Origin of the sequence: Paraburkholderia sp. BR10936 (assembly GCF_040965735.1) — a bacterium.
In the GTDB taxonomy this organism is placed as follows: Bacteria; Pseudomonadota; Gammaproteobacteria; order Burkholderiales; family Burkholderiaceae; genus Paraburkholderia; species Paraburkholderia nodosa_A.
The window spans coordinates 81,509-102,706 of the sequence record NZ_JBFRCM010000006.1 but is presented as its reverse complement, the minus strand read 5'-3'; the positions used below and the strand labels follow the sequence as shown (position 1 = coordinate 102,706).

The 21,198-nt window shown below is 66.6% G+C and carries 20 protein-coding genes; 11 read left to right on the top strand and 9 right to left on the bottom strand.

From position 1 onward, the window contains the following. Positions 1-6: 6 nt before the first annotated feature. From AB4Y36_RS14990 to AB4Y36_RS14975, 4 genes are all read right to left on the bottom strand, one after another. Positions 7-747, bottom strand: coding sequence for a 3-ketoacyl-ACP reductase (locus tag AB4Y36_RS14990; protein ID WP_069265823.1), 741 nt, complete (start codon positions 745-747; stop codon positions 7-9). A 364-nt stretch (positions 748-1,111) separates the two neighbouring features. Next, on the bottom strand, positions 1,112-1,363 hold the full coding sequence (locus AB4Y36_RS14985) for a hypothetical protein (protein ID WP_256094801.1): 252 nt from the start codon (positions 1,361-1,363) through the stop codon (positions 1,112-1,114). An 84-nt stretch (positions 1,364-1,447) separates the two neighbouring features. Continuing rightward, positions 1,448-3,403 carry an AI-2E family transporter gene (locus AB4Y36_RS14980; RefSeq protein WP_342949036.1) on the bottom strand — a complete coding sequence of 652 codons (1,956 nt, stop codon included), beginning with the start codon at positions 3,401-3,403 and terminating at the stop codon, positions 1,448-1,450. Between the two features lie 170 nt (positions 3,404-3,573). Continuing rightward, entirely contained in the window at positions 3,574-4,224 is a 651-nt protein-coding gene (locus tag AB4Y36_RS14975) for a phospholipid-binding protein MlaC (RefSeq protein WP_069265821.1), read from the bottom strand. A gap of 533 nt (positions 4,225-4,757) precedes the next feature. Between AB4Y36_RS14975 and AB4Y36_RS14970 the strand changes: the two genes are divergently transcribed. From AB4Y36_RS14970 to AB4Y36_RS14930, 9 genes are all read left to right on the top strand, one after another. Then, positions 4,758-5,624, top strand: a complete 867-nt coding sequence (locus tag AB4Y36_RS14970) for an STAS domain-containing protein (RefSeq protein ID WP_069265820.1) — start codon at positions 4,758-4,760, stop codon at positions 5,622-5,624. A 40-nt stretch (positions 5,625-5,664) separates the two neighbouring features. Continuing rightward, the gene (locus tag AB4Y36_RS14965; protein ID WP_069265819.1) at positions 5,665-6,024 is read left to right on the top strand and encodes an STAS domain-containing protein; all 360 of its coding nucleotides are present in this window, start codon (positions 5,665-5,667) and stop codon (positions 6,022-6,024) included. Positions 6,025-6,066: 42 nt separating this feature from the next. After that, a complete protein-coding gene (locus AB4Y36_RS14960) occupies positions 6,067-6,492 on the top strand; it encodes an ATP-binding protein (protein WP_069265818.1) in 426 nt (141 codons plus the stop codon). Next, positions 6,477-7,604, top strand: a complete 1,128-nt coding sequence (locus AB4Y36_RS14955) for an ATP-binding protein (RefSeq protein WP_368683407.1) — start codon at positions 6,477-6,479, stop codon at positions 7,602-7,604. The genes AB4Y36_RS14960 and AB4Y36_RS14955 overlap by 16 nt, the downstream gene beginning before the upstream one ends. Continuing rightward, entirely contained in the window at positions 7,597-9,006 is a 1,410-nt protein-coding gene (locus tag AB4Y36_RS14950; RefSeq protein WP_368683406.1) for a sensor histidine kinase, read from the top strand. The genes AB4Y36_RS14955 and AB4Y36_RS14950 overlap by 8 nt, the downstream gene beginning before the upstream one ends. Continuing rightward, on the top strand, positions 9,003-10,526 hold the full coding sequence (locus AB4Y36_RS14945; protein WP_069265815.1) for a response regulator: 1,524 nt from the start codon (positions 9,003-9,005) through the stop codon (positions 10,524-10,526). Before AB4Y36_RS14950 ends, AB4Y36_RS14945 begins: the two co-directional genes overlap by 4 nt. Before the next feature lie 154 nt (positions 10,527-10,680). Continuing rightward, entirely contained in the window at positions 10,681-11,058 is a 378-nt protein-coding gene (locus tag AB4Y36_RS14940; protein WP_368683405.1) for a DUF2306 domain-containing protein, read from the top strand. Then, entirely contained in the window at positions 11,055-12,191 is a 1,137-nt protein-coding gene (locus AB4Y36_RS14935) for a sensor histidine kinase (RefSeq protein WP_368683404.1), read from the top strand. Before AB4Y36_RS14940 ends, AB4Y36_RS14935 begins: the two co-directional genes overlap by 4 nt. After that, positions 12,188-13,087 carry a LytTR family DNA-binding domain-containing protein gene (locus AB4Y36_RS14930; RefSeq protein WP_083245332.1) on the top strand — a complete coding sequence of 300 codons (900 nt, stop codon included), beginning with the start codon at positions 12,188-12,190 and terminating at the stop codon, positions 13,085-13,087. Before AB4Y36_RS14935 ends, AB4Y36_RS14930 begins: the two co-directional genes overlap by 4 nt. 27 nt (positions 13,088-13,114) lie before the next feature. On the opposite strand, the gene AB4Y36_RS14925 is transcribed toward AB4Y36_RS14930, so the two are convergent. From AB4Y36_RS14925 to AB4Y36_RS14905, 5 genes are all read right to left on the bottom strand, one after another. Next, positions 13,115-13,903 (bottom strand): helix-turn-helix domain-containing protein, encoded by a 789-nt coding sequence (locus AB4Y36_RS14925; RefSeq protein ID WP_368618782.1) that lies wholly within the window; start codon positions 13,901-13,903, stop codon positions 13,115-13,117. Positions 13,904-14,079: 176 nt separating this feature from the next. After that, on the bottom strand, positions 14,080-14,841 hold the full coding sequence (locus tag AB4Y36_RS14920; RefSeq protein ID WP_342949045.1) for an ABC transporter ATP-binding protein: 762 nt from the start codon (positions 14,839-14,841) through the stop codon (positions 14,080-14,082). Next, positions 14,832-16,691, bottom strand: coding sequence for an ATP-binding cassette domain-containing protein (locus tag AB4Y36_RS14915; RefSeq protein WP_069265810.1), 1,860 nt, complete (start codon positions 16,689-16,691; stop codon positions 14,832-14,834). Before AB4Y36_RS14915 ends, AB4Y36_RS14920 begins: the two co-directional genes overlap by 10 nt. 3 nt (positions 16,692-16,694) lie before the next feature. Continuing rightward, positions 16,695-17,594, bottom strand: coding sequence for a branched-chain amino acid ABC transporter permease (locus AB4Y36_RS14910; protein ID WP_069265809.1), 900 nt, complete (start codon positions 17,592-17,594; stop codon positions 16,695-16,697). A 16-nt stretch (positions 17,595-17,610) separates the two neighbouring features. After that, on the bottom strand, positions 17,611-18,777 hold the full coding sequence (locus AB4Y36_RS14905) for a branched-chain amino acid ABC transporter substrate-binding protein (protein ID WP_368602380.1): 1,167 nt from the start codon (positions 18,775-18,777) through the stop codon (positions 17,611-17,613). Positions 18,778-19,048: 271 nt separating this feature from the next. On the opposite strand from AB4Y36_RS14905, the gene AB4Y36_RS14900 reads away from it, so the two are divergent. Further along, positions 19,049-20,293: a D-amino acid dehydrogenase gene (locus AB4Y36_RS14900; protein WP_368683403.1), complete on the top strand. Its 1,245-nt coding sequence runs from the start codon at positions 19,049-19,051 to the stop codon at positions 20,291-20,293. Beyond that, positions 20,290-21,075, top strand: coding sequence for an aspartate/glutamate racemase family protein (locus AB4Y36_RS14895; protein WP_368683402.1), 786 nt, complete (start codon positions 20,290-20,292; stop codon positions 21,073-21,075). Before AB4Y36_RS14900 ends, AB4Y36_RS14895 begins: the two co-directional genes overlap by 4 nt. Positions 21,076-21,198: the final 123 nt, after the last annotated feature.

Here is a 21,198-nt window from a genome sequence, read left to right as displayed (position 1 = left end):
CAATGCTCAGCTCATGTGCAGGCCGCCGTTGAGCGAGAAGTCCGCGCCGGTCGAGAAACCTGCTTCGTCGGACGCGAGCCACGCCACGATCGAGGCAATTTCCTGCGGCTCGCCGAGGCGCCGCACCGGAATGCTGTCGACGATCTTCGAGAGCACTTCGGGCTTCACCGCCTTCACCATGTCCGTGCCGATATAGCCGGGAGAAACGGTGTTGACCGTCACGCCCTTGGTCGCCACCTCCTGCGCGAGCGCCATGGTGAAGCCGTGAATGCCGGCCTTGGCCGTAGAGTAATTCGTCTGACCGAACTGGCCTTTCTGCCCGTTGACCGACGATATATTGATCACCCGCCCAAAGCCCCGCTCGATCATGCCGTCGATCACCTGCTTGGTCACGTTGAAGAGGCTCGTGAGATTGGTGTCGATCACCGCGATCCAGTCTTCGTGCGTCATCTTGCGGAACACGACGTCGCGCGTGATGCCGGCGTTGTTGACGAGGATGTCGATCTCGCCGACGTCCTTCTTCACCTTCTCGAACGCGGCAGCCGTGGAGTCCCAGTCGGCCACGTTGCCTTCGGACGCGACGAATTCGTAGCCCAGCGCCTTCTGCTCGTCGAGCCAGCGCGCCTTGCGCTGCGAGTTCGGGCCGCAGCCCGCGACCACCGTGTAGCCATCCTTGTGCAGACGCTGGCAGATGGCCGTTCCGATGCCGCCCATGCCGCCGGTCACGTAGGCAATACGCTTTGCCATAGATCCTCCTTTTGCTTTAGGGGGTAGGTGAGTTGGGAAAGACTCTGGAGGATGGAGTCAGTTTGACGAGCGCCACCAAGCCGGGCGATGGGGAAATACCCGTACAGGAAAACGCCTGCCGCAATCCTTCCGTAAGACAGCGTGCGCCGGCCTTCGCCCGATACCGCCGGAGAACCGACTCAGCGTAGCAGCGCCCTTTGGGGGACACAAGACGATCACGCCTTCGGGCGTGGGCAAAAGCACACAATTACCTGGCATGCCTCAGTAAATGCAAGCGGGGAAATGTGTTTTGCATAAAGATACGGCCCGGCTCCATTCGAGGCCGGGCCGCGCGCAGGCTCACTGCGTGAGAATCAGACAAGCATCAAAGGCCGGCGGCGAGGCGCTCGTTGCCATACCCCTCGGGCAAACCCGTCACGTATTCCAGCCGCCCCACGGCTTCGAGCAGCGAGCGGCCGGCGATCGTGAGCGACAGCCGGCGGTGGCCTTCCGTCCAATGCTCGAGCGCAACCAGCTGACGCTCGAGCAGCGTGTCCAGTTCCTGGCGATTCATGTCGATCTGGTCCGGCGAATGGCGGACCAGCATCAGCGTGGCGAATTCCTTAGGGCTCAGCAATGTCGTCTCCCAGTAACTTTCATGCCGCAACCAGGGGCACAGGGCCGCATATATTCGAGCCTTAATGTGACACGGGCATGACTGTCACAATTTCGCTCCCGCACTATATTGATCCTGCATATCCGGTGCTGCCGCCCTCTTTTCGCTTTGCGGCGTGTGAGCCGGCACGAGCGCCGCGCCGCATTCCTCCACGAGGTTGCGCAGCGAGGTCGGGAAGAGCGTGCCGGGGTCGTCGGCAATGCCTGCGCCGTCGTCGCGCAGCGCCGCGCCGATGCCCACCACGATGGTCGCGTCGGGCGCACGCTCGCGCAGGCGCCGCACGAGATTGCGCAGGTACGGCGCCGACTCGGGCGCATCGAGCGACACCAGGCAGATGGCCGGCGAGCGCTCGTCGATCATGGCCCCGCGCGTGGCGCGCACTTCGTCGTAGGTGGTAGCCGTGCAGGGAATGTTGCGCCGCATGAGCAACTGGCCGACGATCGCCACCGCCACGTCGTCGAACGCGCCGCGTCCGGGTACGCAGAGCACCTCGCCCGCGTCCGGCGAGAGCGTGAACTCGATTACCTTGGCGCCTTCGTCCGCGCCTTCGACGGACTTCCTGGCGCTCTCCTCCTCGGCTGCGGTGTGGCGAGAATCGTCCACGGATTCGAGATCCTCGACGATATCGAGCAGCGCCTGGTTGATGCGCGCGACCTGCTCGCCGGGCAGCACGCCGCGCAAGGCGTCGTTGCGCGCGAAGCGCAGGCCCTCGAACACCACCTGCTCGTAGTAGTCGATGAGCGGCATGCTCGTGAGCAGCCGGTCCGCCTGCAGCAGCGCTTCATGAGGATCGTCGGCGAGCAGGCGCTGGTAGCAGGTTTGCGCAGGCGTGAGCGCGGGCTGGTCGCCGAGCAGGATCGTGAGGAAGTTCAGCCGGTCCACGTAGCGGCCCAGCGTGACGATGCACAGCGTGAGCGGCGTGGAAAGCACCAGCCCCACGGGCCCCCACAGCCAGCTCCAGAAGATCGCCGCCACTACCACGGCCAGCGGCGAAAGGCCCGAGCGCTTGCCATAGACCATCGGCTCGGCGAACTGCCCCGCCACCACGTCCACGACGATGAAGAAGATCAGCGTCGTGACGCCCATGGTCCACTGCGGCTGCGTGGCCGCGGCGACGATCGTCGCCATGATCGCGGCGATCCAGATGCCGATGTACGGCACGAAGCGCATGAGCGCCGCCACCGCGCCGAACAACAGCGCGCCCGGCACGCCGATGCCCGCCAGCCCCAGCGCGATCACGCCGCCCACCGTGACGTTCACGCCGACTTGCGCGACGAAGTAGCGCGAGAGCCGCTGCGAGGCGTCGTTGATGGCGGTTGTGGTGCGGTGCAGGTCGTCTGAGCCGAACACGCTGATGAGCCGGTCGCGCAGATCCTCGCGCTGGAACAGGATGAAGATCGTCACCACCAGCACGATGAAGGTCGTCTCGAGCGGCGCGATAGCTGGGGCGAGCGCCTTTTGCGCGAGCGTAAGCGGCGTGGGGGCGGGATTATGGATCTCCACGGGCATGGGCTGCTGCGGCTGATTGCGCGCCGCGCGCCCGCGCGGCTGCGGCGGCGCGGGCGGCGGCGTGGGCGTCACACGCTGCAGCGCGGTGGCGGCTCGCGACATCAGCGAATCGGCGCGGCCTACGGTTTTTTCCTGCACCGTTTGCACTTTCTGCTCGATCTCTTCCTGGTACTGCGGCAGGGAGGCGGAAAGCTGGTAGACCTGCGCGGCGATCAGCGCGCCCACACCGGCAAGCGCGAGCACGGTGGAAAGCACCGCAACGAGGATGGCGAGGAACTGTGGCAGATGAAAGCGCCGCAGCGTGGTCACGAGCGGCGCCAGCAGAAAGCTCAGCAGCACCGAGAGCGTAATGGGAATCAGCACCGCACGCCCAAAGTACAGGCCGCACACCACGACCACGCCGGTAATGACGGAGGCGAGGCTGTGCAGCGTCGGCGGGCTTGGCGGAAACACCCGGTTGCGTCGGCCCTGCGGCGGCAGCGGGAAATTCATGTCGGATCGGATCGGCAAAAAAAGAAACATCGGGGCCGCGCGGGCTCGGGCAAGCGCACGGCCCATCTATACGCACGAGGCGCACCTGGAAATGGTACAGCGCCTCCATACGTGAGACGCAGCCGTCCAGATTTTCGCAGGTCGCGAGAGGCGGACGCAAAAACCGCACGTCACTGCGTCTGCGTCTTGCCCGTGACGAGCTCCTGGTTGCGCGCGGTCAGGAACTGGATGAGCCCGTCCACGCCGCCCTGCTGGATCTTCTCGTTGAACTGCTGGCGATAGGTCTGGATCAGCCACGCACCGAGCACGTTCAGGTCATAAAGGCGCCAGCCCTGCGGCGTCTTGTACAGGCGGTAATCGATTTCAACCGGATTGCTGCTGGTCTGCGCGAGCGTGCGCACGACGACGTCGGTGTCTCCTGGCGAACTGCGCATGGGCGGGTACTCGATCTTCTGGTCAGGCTTGAGTTGCGCGATGGCGCCCGAGTAGAGATGGATCAGCAGCAGCTGGAACTGCTGCTCGATCTGCGCTTGCTGCTCGGGCGTCGTGGTGCGCCAGTGCGGCCCCATGGCGAGGCGCGTGGTGCGGCGAAAATCGACGTACGGAAGAATGTCGCGGTTGACGATATCCTGGATGCGCGCGATATCGTCGGGCGCGATGGCCTTCGTGCGGACTTCGTCGAGGATCTGCTGCGTGGCGGTCTTGATGAGCGCCTGCGGGTCCGACTGGTCCACCTGGGCCGATTGAGCGAATGCCGCCGTAGCGGGCAGGAACGACAGACACCACGCAAGCAGCGCGGTCATGCGGAATAACCTGGTCATCGATATCTCTGGGCAATGGCGGGAGAGGCGAGCGGGCGCGAAATCGACAAACCGCACGCTTCGCGCAAGCGCACGCCAGCGCTCAGTCTAGCGGGTCGGGCGGGGTCCGGTCGGATCGCTGTGCGGCTCGTGCGTTCATGCCTTCACGCGCGGGGCGTGCGAGCTCGCGCACCGGCTTCCGAAGAACGCCTCCAGCCCGAAAGGCGCTACGGTAAAGCAAGTTACATACCATTCCATGACATAGCGGGCCACCCGAAAACAAGGCTCACTCAGCTGCACATAACGACCGCCCTGTAAAAACTACAAGCGCGTCATGGCAAAGCGGATGGTGCCGCGCGCTGCAGGCCCAGCAGTCGTTGCGCGGACCAGCGGGCACGAAAAACGCATGCAGCCCCACGCCCGCCCGTTCGCTCGCCTTGACTGACCGCGTAATCGGTTCAATCGCCATGCAATTGGGATCGAATCGATACGAGGGTGCAAGGTTCAGCGGTCCGTCCAGAAAGGAGGCGTGGCCCCATCGCTCAGGAGATCGCATGAACACACCGGAACAGGTTCGCATTGCGGACATCCTCGGCCAGCATCGCGACACGCTGCTCGCGGAATGGCTGCGCCTGCATCTGCCGATCGCGCTGCGCCGCGGCCTTGCGATGGAGGGGGAAATTCGCGAGCAGTTTTCGGCGTTCCTGAATGTCTTTCTCGACACGCTGCCTAACACCGGAACCTTCGATTCGGGCAGCCCGGACTGGGAGCCGGTGCGCGCATTCCTCGCGGACATGTCGGCGCATCGCGCACGTCAGGGCTACACGCCTGTCGAGACGGCCACCTTCGTGTTCTCGTTCAAGGAGCCGCTCTATGCGCGGCTGCGCGAGGCGTATGCGAACAACGCCGCCGAGCTTGCCCATGTGAGCTGGCAGATCAACCTGCTGCTCGATGGCTTCGGCATCTACACCACCGACATTTTCCAGAAGAGCCGCGAAGCGATCATCGCGCGCCAGCAGGAAGAACTGCTCGAGCTTTCCACGCCCGTCGTGCAGCTTTGGGAAGGCATCCTCGCGCTGCCGCTCATCGGCACACTCGATTCCGCGCGCACCCAGGTCGTCATGGAGAGCCTGCTGCAGAAGATCGTCGACACGGGTGCGGGCCTCGCGATCATCGACATCACGGGCGTGCCCACCGTCGACACGCTCGTCGCGCAGCATCTGCTCAAGACCGTGGCCGCCGCGCGCCTCATGGGCGCGGACTGCATCATCAGCGGCATCCGCCCGCAGATCGCGCAGACCATCGTGCATCTGGGCGTCGATCTCACCAACGTCACGACCAAGTCCACGCTCGCCGACGCCTTCGTCATCGCGTTGCAGCGCATCGGCGCGACCATCATCTCGCCGAAGGCCACGACCTGAACGCCACTCAGCGCCACTGAAGCACGGGGAACCGCACACGATGGAACGCATTCCGATTCTGCGCCTCGGCGACTGCCTGATCGTCACGATCCAGGTGGACATGCACGACCGCCTCGCGATCGCACTGCAGGACGACCTTACCGAGCGCATCGTGAAAGAGTCGGCCAAGGGCGTGCTGATCGACATCTCGACGCTCGACGTGGTCGACTCGTTCATCGGCCGCATGATCAGCAACACGGCCGCCATGGCGATGGTGCTCGACGCGCAGACCGTGGTGGTCGGCATGCAGCCGTCCGTGGCGATCACGCTGGTCGAGCTCGGTCTCACGCTGTCGGGCGTGCGCACCGCGCTGAACGTCGAAAAAGGCATGGCGCTGCTCAAGCAGCGGCAGCTCCGTTGAGTCCGATGACTCCGTTAGCTAGCACGTCTCTTGCGTTCAATCATGAATAGCAACGACACGACCGGAAGGCTTGCGGCCCAGGTGAGCCTGAGATCGGACGAGGAAATCGTCCGGCTGCGACAGATCGTGCGCGACGCCGCGATCGCGCAGGGCTTCTCGCTCATCGAACAGACCAAGTTCGTGACGGCGGCGAGCGAGCTCGCACGCAACACGCTGCAGCATGGCGGCGGCGGCGATGCGCGGCTCGACGTGCTGGAAAAAGGCGTGCGCGTGGGACTGCGGCTCTCGTTCGTCGATCAGGGTCCGGGTATTGCTGATATCGGGCGCGCGCTGCAGGACGGCTTCACGAGCGGCAATGGCCTGGGACTCGGCCTCGGCGGCTCGCGGCGACTGTGCGACGAGTTCACGATCGAATCGACTCCGGGCAGCGGTACAACGGTCACCATCACGAAATGGAAAGTACGCTAGACGGCGCGGCCGGTTCTGCCGGCGGCACCCACCGCTCCTTCGAGATCGGCGACGCCAGCGGCGTCGCCTTTGCACGCCGCGGCGCCAGCGAAGCCGCGCGCTTTGCGGCGCTCAGCGAGACCGACGCCGGCCGCCTCGCGATCGTGCTCACAGAAGCGGCCACCAATATCCTCAAGCATGCCGGCCACGGCGAACTGCTCGTGCGCGCGCTGGAGGGCGCGGTGGAGCTGATCGCGCTCGACAGCGGCCCCGGCATGGCCGACGTCGGCATCGCCCTCGCCGACGGCCACTCCACGACCGGGACGCCCGGCACCGGGCTCGGCGCAATCCGGCGGCTCTCGAACCAGTTCGCCATTTACTCGCAGCCGGGCGCGGGCACGGTGTTGCGCGTGCTCGTGCAGAAAAGCGGCGTCAACGCAGCGCTCGCGGCATTCACCAGACCCGAGATCGGCGGGGTCTGCGTGCCTTACCCCGGCGAGGAAGTCTGCGGCGACGGCTGGCAGGCGCAGGCCGACCAGAGCGGCCTCACGCTCGCACTCGCCGATGGGCTCGGCCACGGTGCCGAAGCCCACGTGGCCGCCGTGGCCGCGCTCGACGTGCTGCGCCGCCGCGCCGGCCTCGCGCCCGCCGCACTCATGGAACTCTCGCACGCGGCCCTGCGCCCCACGCGCGGCGCGGCGCTCGCGCTCGTGCGCATCGATCTGGCGCGCGGCGCGCTCGCGTTTTGCGGCACGGGCAACATCTCGGCGGTCGCGTATGGCGCGGGCCGCCCCATCGATAACCGCGCTTCAACCGGCCACGCGCAGCGCTCCGCCGGCGCAGGCGCACCACCCGCGCGCGAGTGCTACCAGCTCGTCTCGCGCAACGGCATCGTGGGCCACACGATGCGCGGCACCCAGGAGTTCGAGCTGACGTGGAGCGAGAACGCGCTGCTCGTCCTGCATTCGGACGGCATCGGCACCCGCTGGGACCTCGCCGCCTGGCCCGGCCTCGCCAACCAGCCCGCCGCCGTGATCGCGGCCGTCCTCTACCGAGACTTCGCGCGCCGGCGCGACGACGCCACCGTCGTCGTCGTGCGCGCCCGCCCCGGAGTACAGTTGAATCATGAATAAGCCCCTGCTGCGCATCCGGCTGCAAACCGCCCAGGACGTCGTCGCCGCGCGTCGCCGCGCGCGCGAGCTGGCCGCCGGACTCGGCTTCTCGCCGCTCGACCAGACGCGCATTGCGAGCGCCGTCTCCGAAATCGCCCGCAACGCGTTCGAATATGCGGGCGGCGGCGAAGTCGCCTTCGCGCTGGAAGGCGCGCGGCCGCGCGAAGCGCTCGCCGTGCAGGTCAGCGACCAGGGCCCCGGCGTGCGCGAACTCGAAGCCGTGCTCGACGGCACTTATCGCTCGCCGGGCGGCATGGGCCTCGGCATCACGGGCAGCCGCCGCCTCATGGACCGCTTCGAGATTCGTTCGTCGACTGGCGGCACAACCGTCACCATGACGCGCGACTTGCCGCACGAGCGCGGCGAGGCGAGTGGCCCGGAACTCGAGCGCATCGTGCACGAACTCGCCGCACGCAGTCCGCAGGAAGGCGCGCATGGCGACTCGCTCGAAGAACTGCAGCAGCAGAACCGCGAACTCGTGACGGCGCTCGACGAACTGCGCGAACGCCAGGAAGAACTCTCGCGCCTCACGCAGGAGCTGGAAGCGACCAACCGCGGCGTGGTGGCGCTCTACGCCGAACTCGACGAGCGCGCCGAGGAGCTGCGCCGCGCCGACATGATGAAGACGCGCTTTCTCTCGAACATGAGCCACGAATTGCGCACACCGCTCAGTTCGATCCGCGCGCTCGCCAACCTGCTGCTCAACCGGCTCGATGGCGACCTGAGCGTGGAGCAGGAACGCCAGGTCAAGCTGATTCTTTCGTCGGCGGAAAGCCTGGGCGAGACCGTGAACGACCTGCTCGATCTCGCGAAGATCGAAGCCGGCAAGACCGAAGTCGTGCCCACGTGGTTCGATGCCGCCGACCTCTTCGCCGCGCTGCGCACCATGCTCTTGCCGCTGCTCGATACGCCGGAGGTCACGCTCGAGTTCGGTTCCACGGCAGGCCTGCCGCAGCTTTACACCGACGAACCCAAACTCACGCAGATCCTGCGCAATTTCGTCTCGAACGCGCTCAAGTACACCGAGCGCGGGCAGATTCGCGTGGGCGCCCAGTGCATGCCCGGCGCCGGCGACGAAGCGCGCATCACCTTCTTCGTCGCGGACACGGGCATCGGAATTGCTCCCGAACACCACCAGATCATTTTCGAGGAGTTCGGCCAGGTGCAGAACCGCCTCCAGCAGCGCGTGAAGGGAACGGGTCTTGGCCTGCCGCTGTGCCGCAAGCTTGCGGCGCTGCTGGGCGGCGAAGTGGGCGTGGAAAGCGAGCCCGGCGTGGGCTCGACGTTCCGCCTGAACGTGCCGGTGTGCCTCGCGACGTCCGTCGAGGACGAACCCGAGACCTCCGGGGACGCGGCGCCATGAACGCGCAGACCACGCTGATCCTCAACGTCGACGACAACGAAGGCGCGCGCTACGTGAAGTCGCGCGTGCTGCGCCACGCCGGCTACGCCGTGATCGAAGCCGCGACGGGCCAGGCCGCGCTCGAAGCCGTGCGCGAACAGGCGCCTGCGATCGTGCTGCTCGACGTGAAGCTGCCCGACCTCAGCGGCATCGAAGTGTGCCGCCTCATCAAGGCAGACCCGGAAACGAACTCCACGCTCGTGCTGCAGACCTCCGCCGCCGCGGTGCAGACGCGCGACAAGATTCTCGCGCTCGACGGCGGCGCCGACAGCTACCTCACCGAGCCCGTCGAGCCCGCCGAGCTGGTGGCGAACGTGCGCGCGCTCCTGCGCCTCTACGCGGCCGAAAAAGCGCTGCGTGACGCCGACCGCCGCAAGGACCGCTTCCTCGCGACACTTGCGCACGAACTGCGCAATCCGCTCGCGCCGATTCGCAACGCCATCGCGCTACTCGACCCGCGCCATGGCGCGAACGATGTCATGCGCGCCGACGCGCGGCAGATCGCGAGCCGCCAGGTCGAGCATCTCGGCCGCCTCGTCGACGACCTGCTCGACGTCTCGCGCATCTCGCACGGCAAGATCGCGCTGCAGATGAGCACGCTCGACCTGCGCGAGATCGTCCAGACCGCCGTGGAAACGAGCCGGCCCTTCCTCGACGCGAAATCGCAAACGCTCACGGTCGAGATCGACTGCGAGCCGTGCCACGTGACCGGCGACGCGATACGCGTGGCGCAGATCATGAGCAACCTGCTTTCCAACGCCGCGAAGTACACGGCCGAAGGCGGCCAGATCGCGTTGCGGCTCGAACAGGACGTCTACGAGATCCTGATTCGCGTGCGCGACAACGGCATCGGCATCGCGCCCGACGAGCTGCCCTACGTGTTCGAGCTTTTCATGCAGTCGCGCGAAGCCGTGAAGCGCGCCGACGGCGGCCTCGGCATCGGCCTCGCACTCGTGCGCGAACTCGCGGAACTGCATGGCGGCTCGGTGAGCGCCCATTCGGACGGGCTTGGACACGGCTCGGAATTCGTCGTGCGTCTGCCGCTCGCGCGGGCGTCGCAGTGCGAAGCGCCGCGCGACGAAGCGCCGGGCGCAGGGGAACAAATCGCGCCGCCGCGCCGCCGCGTGCTGATCGCCGACGACAACGTCGATTCCGCTACTTCGCTGCTCATGCTGCTGGAACTCGAAGGCCACGAGGTGCGCGTGGCGCACGACGGACCGAGCGCACTCGCGCTCGCGCAGAGCTTCCTGCCCAACGTCGCGATTCTCGACATCGGCTTGCCCGGCATGGACGGTCACGCGCTGGCGAAGGCGCTGCGCGCCGGGCCGGCCACTGCGCACGTGCAATTGATCGCGCTGACGGGCTACGGCCAGGAGCGCGACCGCCAGGCAGCGAGCGAGGCAGGCTTCGACCGGCATCTCGTCAAGCCCGCGCCGTTCGAAGAGATTCTGCGGGAAATCGACAACGCGCCGCCGGATTGAGTGGCGCCGCGCGGTCCGCCTGCCGACCGTTCGCGCCACCCAGGCCCCGTTCGCGCCCGTTTCCCCACACTTCGTCGCATCCCCCTCGCCCGCCCCGCCCCCATTCACCACACTGCAGACATCGCCCCCGCTCGACCCGCCATGGAGAGCCAGCATGTCTGCCATCATTGCTGCGCACGTCGTCGCCGCAACACTTTCTGTCATACTCGGAACCGCCGTCATGCTGGCCGAAAAGGGCAGCGCGCGGCACAAGTGGCTCGGCCGCCTCTGGGCGCTGACGATGCTTACCGCCGCGCTCAGCTCGTTCGATATCCGCGAGCTGCATCCGGGGCATCTGTCCTGGGTGCACGGCCTGTCGCTGCTGACGTTCGCAAGCGTCGGGCGCGCCATCTGGGCGATCCGCCACGGCAACGTCCGCGGCCATCGCCTCGCCATGCGCGGTTCGTTCTTCAGCCTCATCGCGGCCGGTCTTGCCGCCGTTGCGACGCCGCACCGGTTGCTCAACCTCATCGTCACGAGCTGGTTCGCATGATTCCTGGCATGCACGTCGAGTTTCCGAACGCCGCCGCCCGCCTCCCCGCGCCGACGGCCAATGTCCTGCTCGCCGGGTTCGCGCGCGAGGGCGTGATCGTCGTCATAGGCAATGCGCTGATTGCGGTCGCGCTCACCGCCGCGGGCGTTCACGAGCGCTTCATCGACAACCTCGTCTTCAGCCAGGCGATCGGGCTTTCGATCATGCTGCTGCTCGACGTCGCCCGCTTCTTTCTGCAACGCCACGATGCGCTCACGGGTCCGCGCCTCGCGTTGGCGATGGTGCTCGCCATCGTGCTCGGCGCGTCGCTCGGGCGCGGCATCGCGAGCGTGGTGCTCGGAATCGGCTTGCACAACGCGTTCGCGACGAAGGATCTCGCGCTCACCGGCTGGATCGCGCTGACCGCCACGCTGCTGGTCACCTGGTATGGCTGGTCGCGCACGCGCATTGCCGAGCTGAGCGAACAGGTCGCGCGCACGGCATGGCAAAAGGAAGCCGCAGAGCGCACGGCGCTCAGCGCGCGCCTGCAGGCGCTGCAGGCCCAGATCGAGCCGCACTTTCTCTTCAACACGCTGGCGACGCTCGACAGCCTGATCGCGTCCGACCCGCCGCGTGCGCGCGAACTGCTCGCAAGCCTCAACCGCTTCCTGCGCGCGACGCTCGAGGCCTCGCGCGCGCAAAGCGAAACGCTCGCGGTGCAGTTCAAGGTGCTCGACTCGATGCTCGCCGTGCATGCCATGCGTATCGGCCCGCGCCTTGCCTACGCGCTCGACCTGCCGCTCGATTGCGCCGACCTCCCGGTGCCGCCCATGCTGTTGCAGCCGCTCGTGGAGAACGCGCTCAAGCATGGCATCCAGGGTGCGCTCGAGGGCGGCAGAATCGACGTTGCCGCACGGCGCGACGGTGACCATGTCGAGCTGAGCGTGACCGATACGGGCCCGGGTTTTGGCGCGACGCCGGGCACCCAGGGCGCGGGCGTCGGGCTAGTGAACGTGCGCGAGCGGCTCGCGGCGCTCTATGGCGAGCAGGCGGCGCTCACGCTGATCGAGAACGTGCCGCATGGCCTCGTTGCGCGGGTGCGGCTGCCGCTGCGCGATGCTGTTGGTGCAAGCGTGCAGGAGTCCAGATCATGAAACGCCACGCGCCCGCAGATACGGCGCAACACGGCGACGCCTCGCACCGCTCGCCCGACACCCCGACCGCACTGATCGCCGAGGACGAGCCGCTGATCGCCGCCGCCCTGGAACGCGAACTGGCCGCCGCGTGGCCGGAACTGCGCATCGTGGCAACGGCCGGCAACGGCCAGGAAGCCATCGAACGCATCGGCGCGCTGACGCCCGACGTCGCGTTCCTCGACATCGCCATGCCGGGCGCGACCGGCCTCGATGTCGCGCGCGCGTGCGCGAATCTCGCCGCGCCGCCGCAAATCGTGTTCGTAACCGCCTACGACGCGTATGCCCTCGAGGCCTTCGAGGCCGCGGCCATCGACTATCTGCTCAAGCCCGTGGAGACTGCGCGGCTCGCGCGGACGGTGGAGCGCCTGCGCGTCCGGCTCGCGCGATCGGCGGCAAACGACGCCGAGGCGCCGCAGATGCAGGCCGATCTGCAACGCGTGCTGCGCCAGCTCGAAACGATCACCCAGGACGTTCGCGAAGCGCGCGCCGGTGCACGAGCGGGCAATGCGGAAAGCGCCCCGCGCGGGGCCCCGCTGCGATATCTGCGCGCCTCGAGCGGTAACGACATCCGCATGGTGCCGGTGGAAGATGTTTTGTACTTCGAAGCAGCCGACAAATATGTCGTGGTCACGACGCACAGCGGCGAATTGCTGATCCGCACGAGCCTGCGAGAGTTATCCGCGCAACTGGACCCGGCGCGCTTCTGGCAGGTTCACCGCGGCACGGTGGTCAACGTGGATCAGGTGGAATGCGCCTCGGTCAGCGCGATCGGGAAGATGACGTTGAGGCTGCGCGGCCACGCGGGCGCTCTCGATGTAAGCCGCCAGTACGCACACCTGTTCAAGCAGATGTGACGCGCGCCACGAGAACGGCAAACGCCTTCAACGCGGCTCGCTTTTCAAATACCGCTGAGGCGGCTCGCCCATCGTCTTGCGGAACATGGAGATGAACGCGCTCGAATTCGCATAGCCGAGCTCGGCCGCGATCTCCGCCACGCGCACGCCCTGGGCGAGCCTCGACACGGCCTCGACGATGCGCAGCTGCTGGCGCCAGTGGCCGAACGTCAACCCGGTCTCGTCCTTGAAGCGCCTCGCGAGCGTGCGTTCACTTGCCCCCACGCGCTCGCCCCAGGTCGCGAGCGAGTCGCCGTTGGCAGGCGCCGCCAGCAGGAAATCGCAAATCTGCCGCAAGCGCCGGTCGAGCGGCAGCGGCAACCCGCCGCCTAAGGCCTCGCGCGCATTGCGCATTTCGCTGAGCAACAGCGGCGTAATGAGCGCGTAGCGGCACTCCGGGCCGCGCTCGCGGTCTTCGACCAGCGCGGCCACCAGTTCGCGCAACAGCGGTGAAACCCGCATCGCATGGCATGCGGATTCCGGCCACGGCGACGCCTGCGGCTCGAACGACACACTATGCAGGCTCACCGCGGTCGTCGCGATCAATTCGTGGCGCACGCGCGGCGCGATCCACAGCCCGCGCTGCGGCCCGAGCGTCCACATGCCGCTGGGCGTCGTCACACGTAGCACCCCGCTCTCCGTAAAGACGAACCGCCCCTGATCGTGCGAAAGCCACGATCCCTTATGGGCAGCGTCGTACTGGTAGCTTGCCGCCACGATTGGCCGTTCGAGCTTGCGGTGCGGGATTTCAAGCGGTCGCCGCCATATTTGATCCACGGTCGAATCTTCCTTCGCTCATTTTCCAGATAAATGCCGGTTTTGCGCAATTTATGCCCGATGCGTCGGCCATCGCTGTGTCTCGTATTTTGCATCGGATGATGAATAATTGCTAATGCGAACGATAATGATTCTCTCTATGAATAATGAATGTTCCAGAGAACCGATCTGGTGCCCTAGACGGCCCCGCCCTCCTGCGCCGCCGCGCTGCCGCCGAGATAGGTGGCGCGCACGCGGTTGTCGTCGGCCAGTTCATGGGCCGAACCCGCGAGCGCCACGCGGCCGCCTTCCAGCACATAGGCGCGGTTCGCGATGCGCAGCGCCTGCCGCGCATTCTGCTCTACGAGCAGCACCGCCGTGCCCGCGCGGCTGATGCGCGCGATCACTTCGAAGATCGCGCGCACGAGCTTGGGCGCGAGCCCCATGGAAGGCTCGTCGAGCAGCACGAGTTTGGGCTTGAGCATGAGCGCGCGCGCAATCGCGAGCATTTGCTGCTCGCCGCCGCTGAGCGTGCCGGCAAGCTGGTCCTTGCGCTCGCGCAGCCGGCTGAATGTTTCGTATGCCTGAGCAATGCCCTGATCGAGCGCGCCGGCATCGCGCCGCAACAGGTAGCCGCCCAGGCGCAGGTTCTCCTCGACCGTCAACCCGCCGAAAATACGGCGCCCCTCCGGCACGTGCCCGATCCCGAGCGCGACGATGCGATGCGACGGCAGCCCGACGAGCGCCTGCCCCTCGAACCCGATGCTGCCGCCGCGCGGACGCAGCAGTCCGGAGATGGTGCGCAGCGTCGTGGTCTTGCCCGCGCCGTTGGCCCCGAGCAGCGCGACGATCTCGCCCGGCTCGACATCGAGCGAAACGCCGTGCAGCGCTTCGATGTTGCCGTAGTTCACGCGCAGGTCGCGAACGTCGAGGAGTTTGTCGGACGTCTCTACCCCCATAGCGACTTCTCCCCGTCCGTGGCGTCGGGTCCGTCGTCTTCCTCCGCCGTGCCCAGGTAGGCGTCGATCACCACCGGGTCGTTCTGGATTTGCGCGGGCGTGCCCTGAGCAATGATCTCGCCATGGTCCATCACGATGATGCGGTCGGACACGCCCATCACGAGCGCCATGTCGTGTTCGATCAGCAGCACGGTCACGCCCAGGTCGCGGATGCGGCGGATCTGCGCCATCAACGCGTGCTTTTCGGTTGGGTTCATGCCGGCGGCGGGCTCGTCGAGCAGCAACAAGCGTGGCTGGCTCGCCAGCGCGCGGGCGATTTCCAGCCTGCGCTGATCGCCATAGGGAAGGTCCGAGGCATATTCGCTCGCCCGCGCGCCGAGCCCCACCAGATCGAGCCAGCGCTGCCCGAGCGCGCCGTGCTCGGCCGCCTCGGCGCGCGCGGCGCGCGTGCCCACCAGTTCCGCTACAAGGGCCGTGTGCAGGCGATGATCCATGCCGATCAGCACGTTCTCGAATGCGCTCATATGGTTAAACAGGCGAATGCCCTGAAACGTACGCGCAATGCCGCGATGCACGTTGCGATGGGGCGCGCCGCCGCCAAGCGGCTCGCCGCGCCAGACGAGGCGGCCGCCGCTCGGCCGGATTACGCCCGTCAGGCAGTTGAACACCGTGGTCTTGCCGGCGCCGTTCGGGCCGATCAACGCGAGAATTTCGCCGCTGCGCACCTGGAAGGTAATGCCGCCAATCGCGCGCACGCCGCCAAAGCGGCGCTCGAGGTCATGCACCTCGAGCAGGGTTTCGCGCGCGGCGGCGGCTTCGAGGCCGCCGCTATCGGCGAGGGAAACGGCCGCCTCGGTTTCCTTGCCCGCCGCTTCCGCGGCTTCCGCTTCGTGCGCCACCGTTTCCTCTTCGGGCCGCGGCGCGGCACGCCTCACGCGCGCCGGCCACAATCCTTGCGGACGCAACAACATGAGCACGACGAGCGCCACGGCAAAGCCGAAAATGCGCCACAGGTTCAAAAAGCGCAGCATTTCCGGCAGCCCCGCGACGATCAGCGCGCCGAGTATCACGCCGGGAATGCTGCCGCGCCCCCCCATCACGACGACGATGAGAATCGTCACCGACTGCAGATAGGTGAACGCCGTGGGGTCGATCGTGCCGAAGCGCGCGGCGAACAGACTGCCCGCGAGGCCGCCGATCAGTGCGCCGATCACGTAGGCGAGCATCTTCACGCGCAGGGTCGCGACACCCACCGCTTCGGCGGCGGCTTCGTCCTCGCGGATGCTGGTCCAAGCGCGGCCGAGGCGCGAGCGTCCGAGCCGCACGGCGAACACCAGCACGACGATGAAGAACGCCATGCCCAGCACATACACCGAGCGCGGCGAACTGAATTCGAAGCCGAACAGGCTCGGCGGCTCGATGCCGTAGATGCCGTTCGGGCCGCCGGTAATGTCGAGATTGGTGGCAACGATGCGCGTGATCTCGCCGAAGCCGAGCGTGACGATGGCGAGATAGTCGCTACGCAGGCGCAGCGTGGGGTAGCCGATCACGACGCCGGAAGCGCCCGCGAACACCAGGCTGAACGGCAGCGTCGCCCAGAACGAGAAGTGCAGCAGCGTTTCCAGCAGCGCCGTCGTATAGGCGCCGATGGCAAAAAACGCCGCGTAGCCGAGGTCGAGCAACCCGGCATAGCCCACGACGATGTTCAACCCGAGGCCCAGAATCGCGTAGGTGATGATGGTGAGCCCGACATCGACGACATAGCCGCTCGCGAACTTGGGCAGCGCGATCGCCAACGCGAGCAGCACGCCGGAAACGACCCATGAAGTGTCCGTGGCCCGCGCGCGCATGTCTCACATCCTCTCGACCACGCGTTCGCCGAATAGCCCGGTGGGCTTCACCACGAGCACGGCGATCAGCACACCGAACACGAACACGTCGGTCCATTGGGAGGAGACATATCCCGCGCCGAACGCCTCCAGCAAACCGATCAGGAAGCCGCCCACCATCGCCCCCGGAATATTGCCGATGCCGCCGAGCACGGCCGCCGTGAACGCGCGCAGCCCGAGCACGAAGCCCATGAAGAAGTTGATCTGCGTGTAGAAGAGCCCTTCCATCACGCCGGCGACCGCGGCGAGCGCCGAACCGATGAAAAACGTGAGCTGGATGAGCCGCTCGACGTCGATGCCCATGAGCCGCGCCGCGTCCTGGTCGATGGCGAGCGCGCGCATGGCCGTACCGACGAACGTATGGTGTACGAACAGATACAGCGCGATCATCAGCGCGAAGCTGGCCGCGATAATGCCGATCTGCGCGAACGTGATGTGCACTTGCGCAACGTCGAAGCCGGTATGCGTGAGCAGGTGCGGGTACGTACGAAAGCCCGCGCCGTAGGCAATCAGGACGCCGTTCTCCAGCAGCAGAGAAACGGCTAGCGCCGTAATGAGAATGGACAGGCGCGGCGCGCGCAGCAACGGCTGATAGGCCACGCGCGCGATCGCCACGCCGAGCACGCCGGTCGCGAGCATGGCCACCGCGAAGGCCACGAACAGCGCGAGCGCGAGCGGCAGGCGAGCGGCCGCGAGCGCGGCGAGCGCGGTCCAGCCCACGAACGCGCCCACCATGAAGAGATCCCCGTGTGCGAAGTTGATGAGCCGGATAATGCCGTAGACCATCGTGTAGCCGAGGGCGACGAGCGCGTAGAACGAGCCGATCGTCAGCCCCTCGATGACGAACTGGAAGAAGGTGCTCATGAGCGGCCCGGTACGCTTACTTCATAGCCACCCACTTGCCGCTGGCATCCTGGCGTTGGTAAGGCTCGAACTGATCGTTATGCACGACGACCGTGATGTACACGGCACGGCTGCGGTCGCCCTTCGGATTGAAGCCGATCGTTCCCGTGGCGCCCTGGTAGTCCGTGATCTTGTGCAGCGCGGCGCTGATGTCTGCGGGCTTTGCCGACTTGCCGTCGGCGATGGCCTTGGCGGTCACGCCCACGGCGTCGTACTCGTACACCGAGTACGGTCCCGGCCCCTGACCATAGCTCTTGTTGTACTGATCGAGGTAGTCGTGCGCACCAGGAAGGAACTGTGCGAGCGGCGCAGTCGTGATGATCATGCCGTCGGCGGCTGGCCCTGCCGTCTTCATGAGCGTGGGGTCATTGGTGCCGTCGCCGCCCATGAAGGTCATCTTCAGGCCCACCTGGCGGGCTTCCTTCACGAGCAGACCCGCTTCGGAGAAATAGCCCGTGTAATAGATCACGTCCGGCTTGAGCGAGGATACCTTGGTGAGCGTCGGCGAATAATCCATCTGGCCCGGCGTGATCGAGTCGGCATAGACCACGTCCACGCCCATCTTCTTGAGCGATTCCACGGTGTTCTGCGCGAGACCCTTGGCGTAGGTCGTGTTGTCGTCGATCACTGCCGCGCGCTTCGCGTGCAGCGAATTCTTGATGAAGCTGGCCGCGAAAGGCCCTTGCTCGTCGTCACGGCCAATCGTGCGGAACACATTGTCGTAGCCCATTTCCGTGAGCTTCGGATTGGTCGAGGCATCGAGCACGTAGGGAATGCCGGCGCGGTGGAATGCGGTCAATTCGGGCAGTGCCGCGCTCGAGCAGTAGCCGCCCGCCACGGCAACCACGCCCGCGTCCACGAGCTTCTGCGCGGCCTGTACCGCCGTTTGTGCGTCGCATGCGTCGTCTTCGGGCACGAGTTCGATCTGCTTGCCGAGCACGCCACCCGCCGCGTTGATTTTGGCGGCCGCGAGCTTCGCGCCGTTCAGGATATCCGTGCCCGCTGCGGCGCTGCTGCCCGAAAGCGGCACCGGCACGCCGATCTTGATGGTCTGCGCCTGGGTGAGTCCAGGCGCCAGCGCGGCGAGCGAGAAGAGCGTGAGCGCGAGGGTTGCGTGCAGCGCGCCATTGTTCTGAGGATTCATGTGAGCGGCTCCTGAGCGTGGACCCGACCGGGCGATGCCGCAACGCAGGCGAGCCCGCGCGGTCAGTTAGCGAAACGAAATAATTCGTCCAGTGCGATGCCCTGCAGGTCTCTCGCGCTCATGGCGCGCGGCTTGCATGGGACCGGCGCATAACGACTTATCCATGATAGATGCACGTCACCGTTTAACTGCCTAGGGTATGCGCGTATACAAATTACGTGCGCTCGCGGCAGCGTGAAGGTAATTTGTATACACGCATGGAGGGGTGCGAATGAAGACCATCGTACTGGGCGGCGGCATCGCGGGCGTCACGAGCGCGTATTACCTTGCGCGCGACGGCCGCGACGTTACCGTTATCGAGCGACGCTCAGGCGTTGCACTCGAAACCAGTTTCGCCAACGCGGGGCTCGTCGCGCCGGGGCACTCGTACACGTGGGCCTCGCCGCGTGCGCCGAAAATCCTGCTCAAATCGCTGTTCGTCGAGGGCCAGGCGTTGCGCCTGCGCCTGAAGGCCGATCCGCATATGTGGGCCTGGTGCGCGCAATTCCTGCTCAACTGCACCGAGGCGCGCTCGCGCGAGAACACCTCGCGCAAGGTCAAGTTGTGCCGCTATTCGCAGCATCAACTGCAAGAGGTCACGGCGCGCGAGCAACTCGAATACGACCTCATCAGCCGCGGCCTGCTCTATCTCTATCGCGACGCCGCCTCGTTCGAGCGCGGCCGCGCCCACATGTCGATCCTCGTGGAAAACGGACTGCCGCTCGAAACGCTCGACGCCGCCGCCGTTGCAGCACGCGAACCGGCGCTCGCCCACGCGCGCGAGCGCATCGCGGGCGCGATCTACTGCCCCAGCGACGCAAGCGGCGATGCCCACCGCTTCACGCGCGGGCTCAAGGAAGTTTGCGAACGTATGGGTGTGCGCTTCGTGTTCGATGCCCCGATCGAGGCCATCGAAGCCACCGGCGACCGCATTGCCGGCGTGCGCACGAGCGCGGGCATGATTCAGGGCGACGACTACGTGCTCGCGCTCGGCTCCTGGTCGCCGATCCTCGCGCGGCCACTCGGCTATCGCATCGCGGTCTATCCGGTGAAGGGCTATTCGGCCACGTTCCCCTGCGGGCCCGGGGACCGGCCTCCCGAGATGGGTGGCGTCGACGAGAATCACCTCGTGGCATGGGCGCGCTTTGGCGCGCGCCTGCGCTTCACGGCCACCGCGGATTTCGCGGGCTACGACACGCGCCACACGCCCGCCGATTTCACGTCCATGATGCAGGCGGCGCGCGAACTCTTTCCCCAGGGCGCCGACTACACGCAGCCGGCGTACTGGGCCGGGCTGCGGCCGATGACGCCCGAAGGCACGCCGCTGATCGGCCGCACGCGCCATCGCAACTTCTTTCTGAACACGGGTCACGGACACATGGGCTGGACCATGTCGTGCGGCACCGCAAAACTGCTCGCCGACATCATGGCCGGGCGCGAGCCCGAACTCGACATGACGGGATTGATGCTGAGATGACCATTACCGCACCGCCGCAAGATCACGAGGATGCCTACACGAAGCTCGGCTTCGCGCTCGACGGCGGCATTGCCCGCCGCGCCGCGATCGGCCTCGTCGTGCTGGCCACCGATCATACGATCGAATACGAATGGCGCGATCTGTTGCGCCAGCCGGGCGTGGCGTTCTACGAGAGCCGGCTCGCGAATTCGCCGGACATCACGCCGCCTCGCCTCGCGGAAATCGAGGCGCGCATCGCCCCCGCCGTGAACCTCATGCTGCCCGGCGAGCGCCTCGACGTGGTGGCGTTCGGCTGCACGTCGGCTTCGATGGTGATAGGCGAAGACAAGGTTGCGGCACGCATCCGCGAGGCGCGGCCCGATATTGCCTGCACCACGCCGATCACGGCCGCGCTCGCCGCGCTAAAGGCGCTCAAGGTGCGCCGCGTGGCGCTTCTTACACCCTACGTGCGTACCATCAACGACTTCATGCGCGATTACATCGAGGCGCGCGGCGTGGCCGTCACACGCATGGCTTCGTTCGAGCACGCGGACGACAACGAGGTGGCGCGCATCGATGCGAGTTCGATTCGCAGTGCGATAGAAACGCTGGCGCGCCACGACGATGCCGATGCGGTGTTCGTGTCGTGCACCAGCCTGCGCGTGGCCGCGCTCGTGCCTCAGATCGAGGCGCAGACCGGCAAGCCCGTTCTGTCGAGCAACTACGCGATGGCGTGGCACGCGCTGCGGCTCGCGGGGGTGCAGGATAGCGAGCCGCAGCTGGGGCGCCTGTTCGCGCGTTGATGCGCTAATGCACGACTGAGCAACGCGACGATCGATCGACTCCTTCACGACACGCGGGTCGGCCAGCGTTGAAACGTCACCGAGATTGCCGTAGTCGCCATCGGCGATCTTGCGCAGACATTG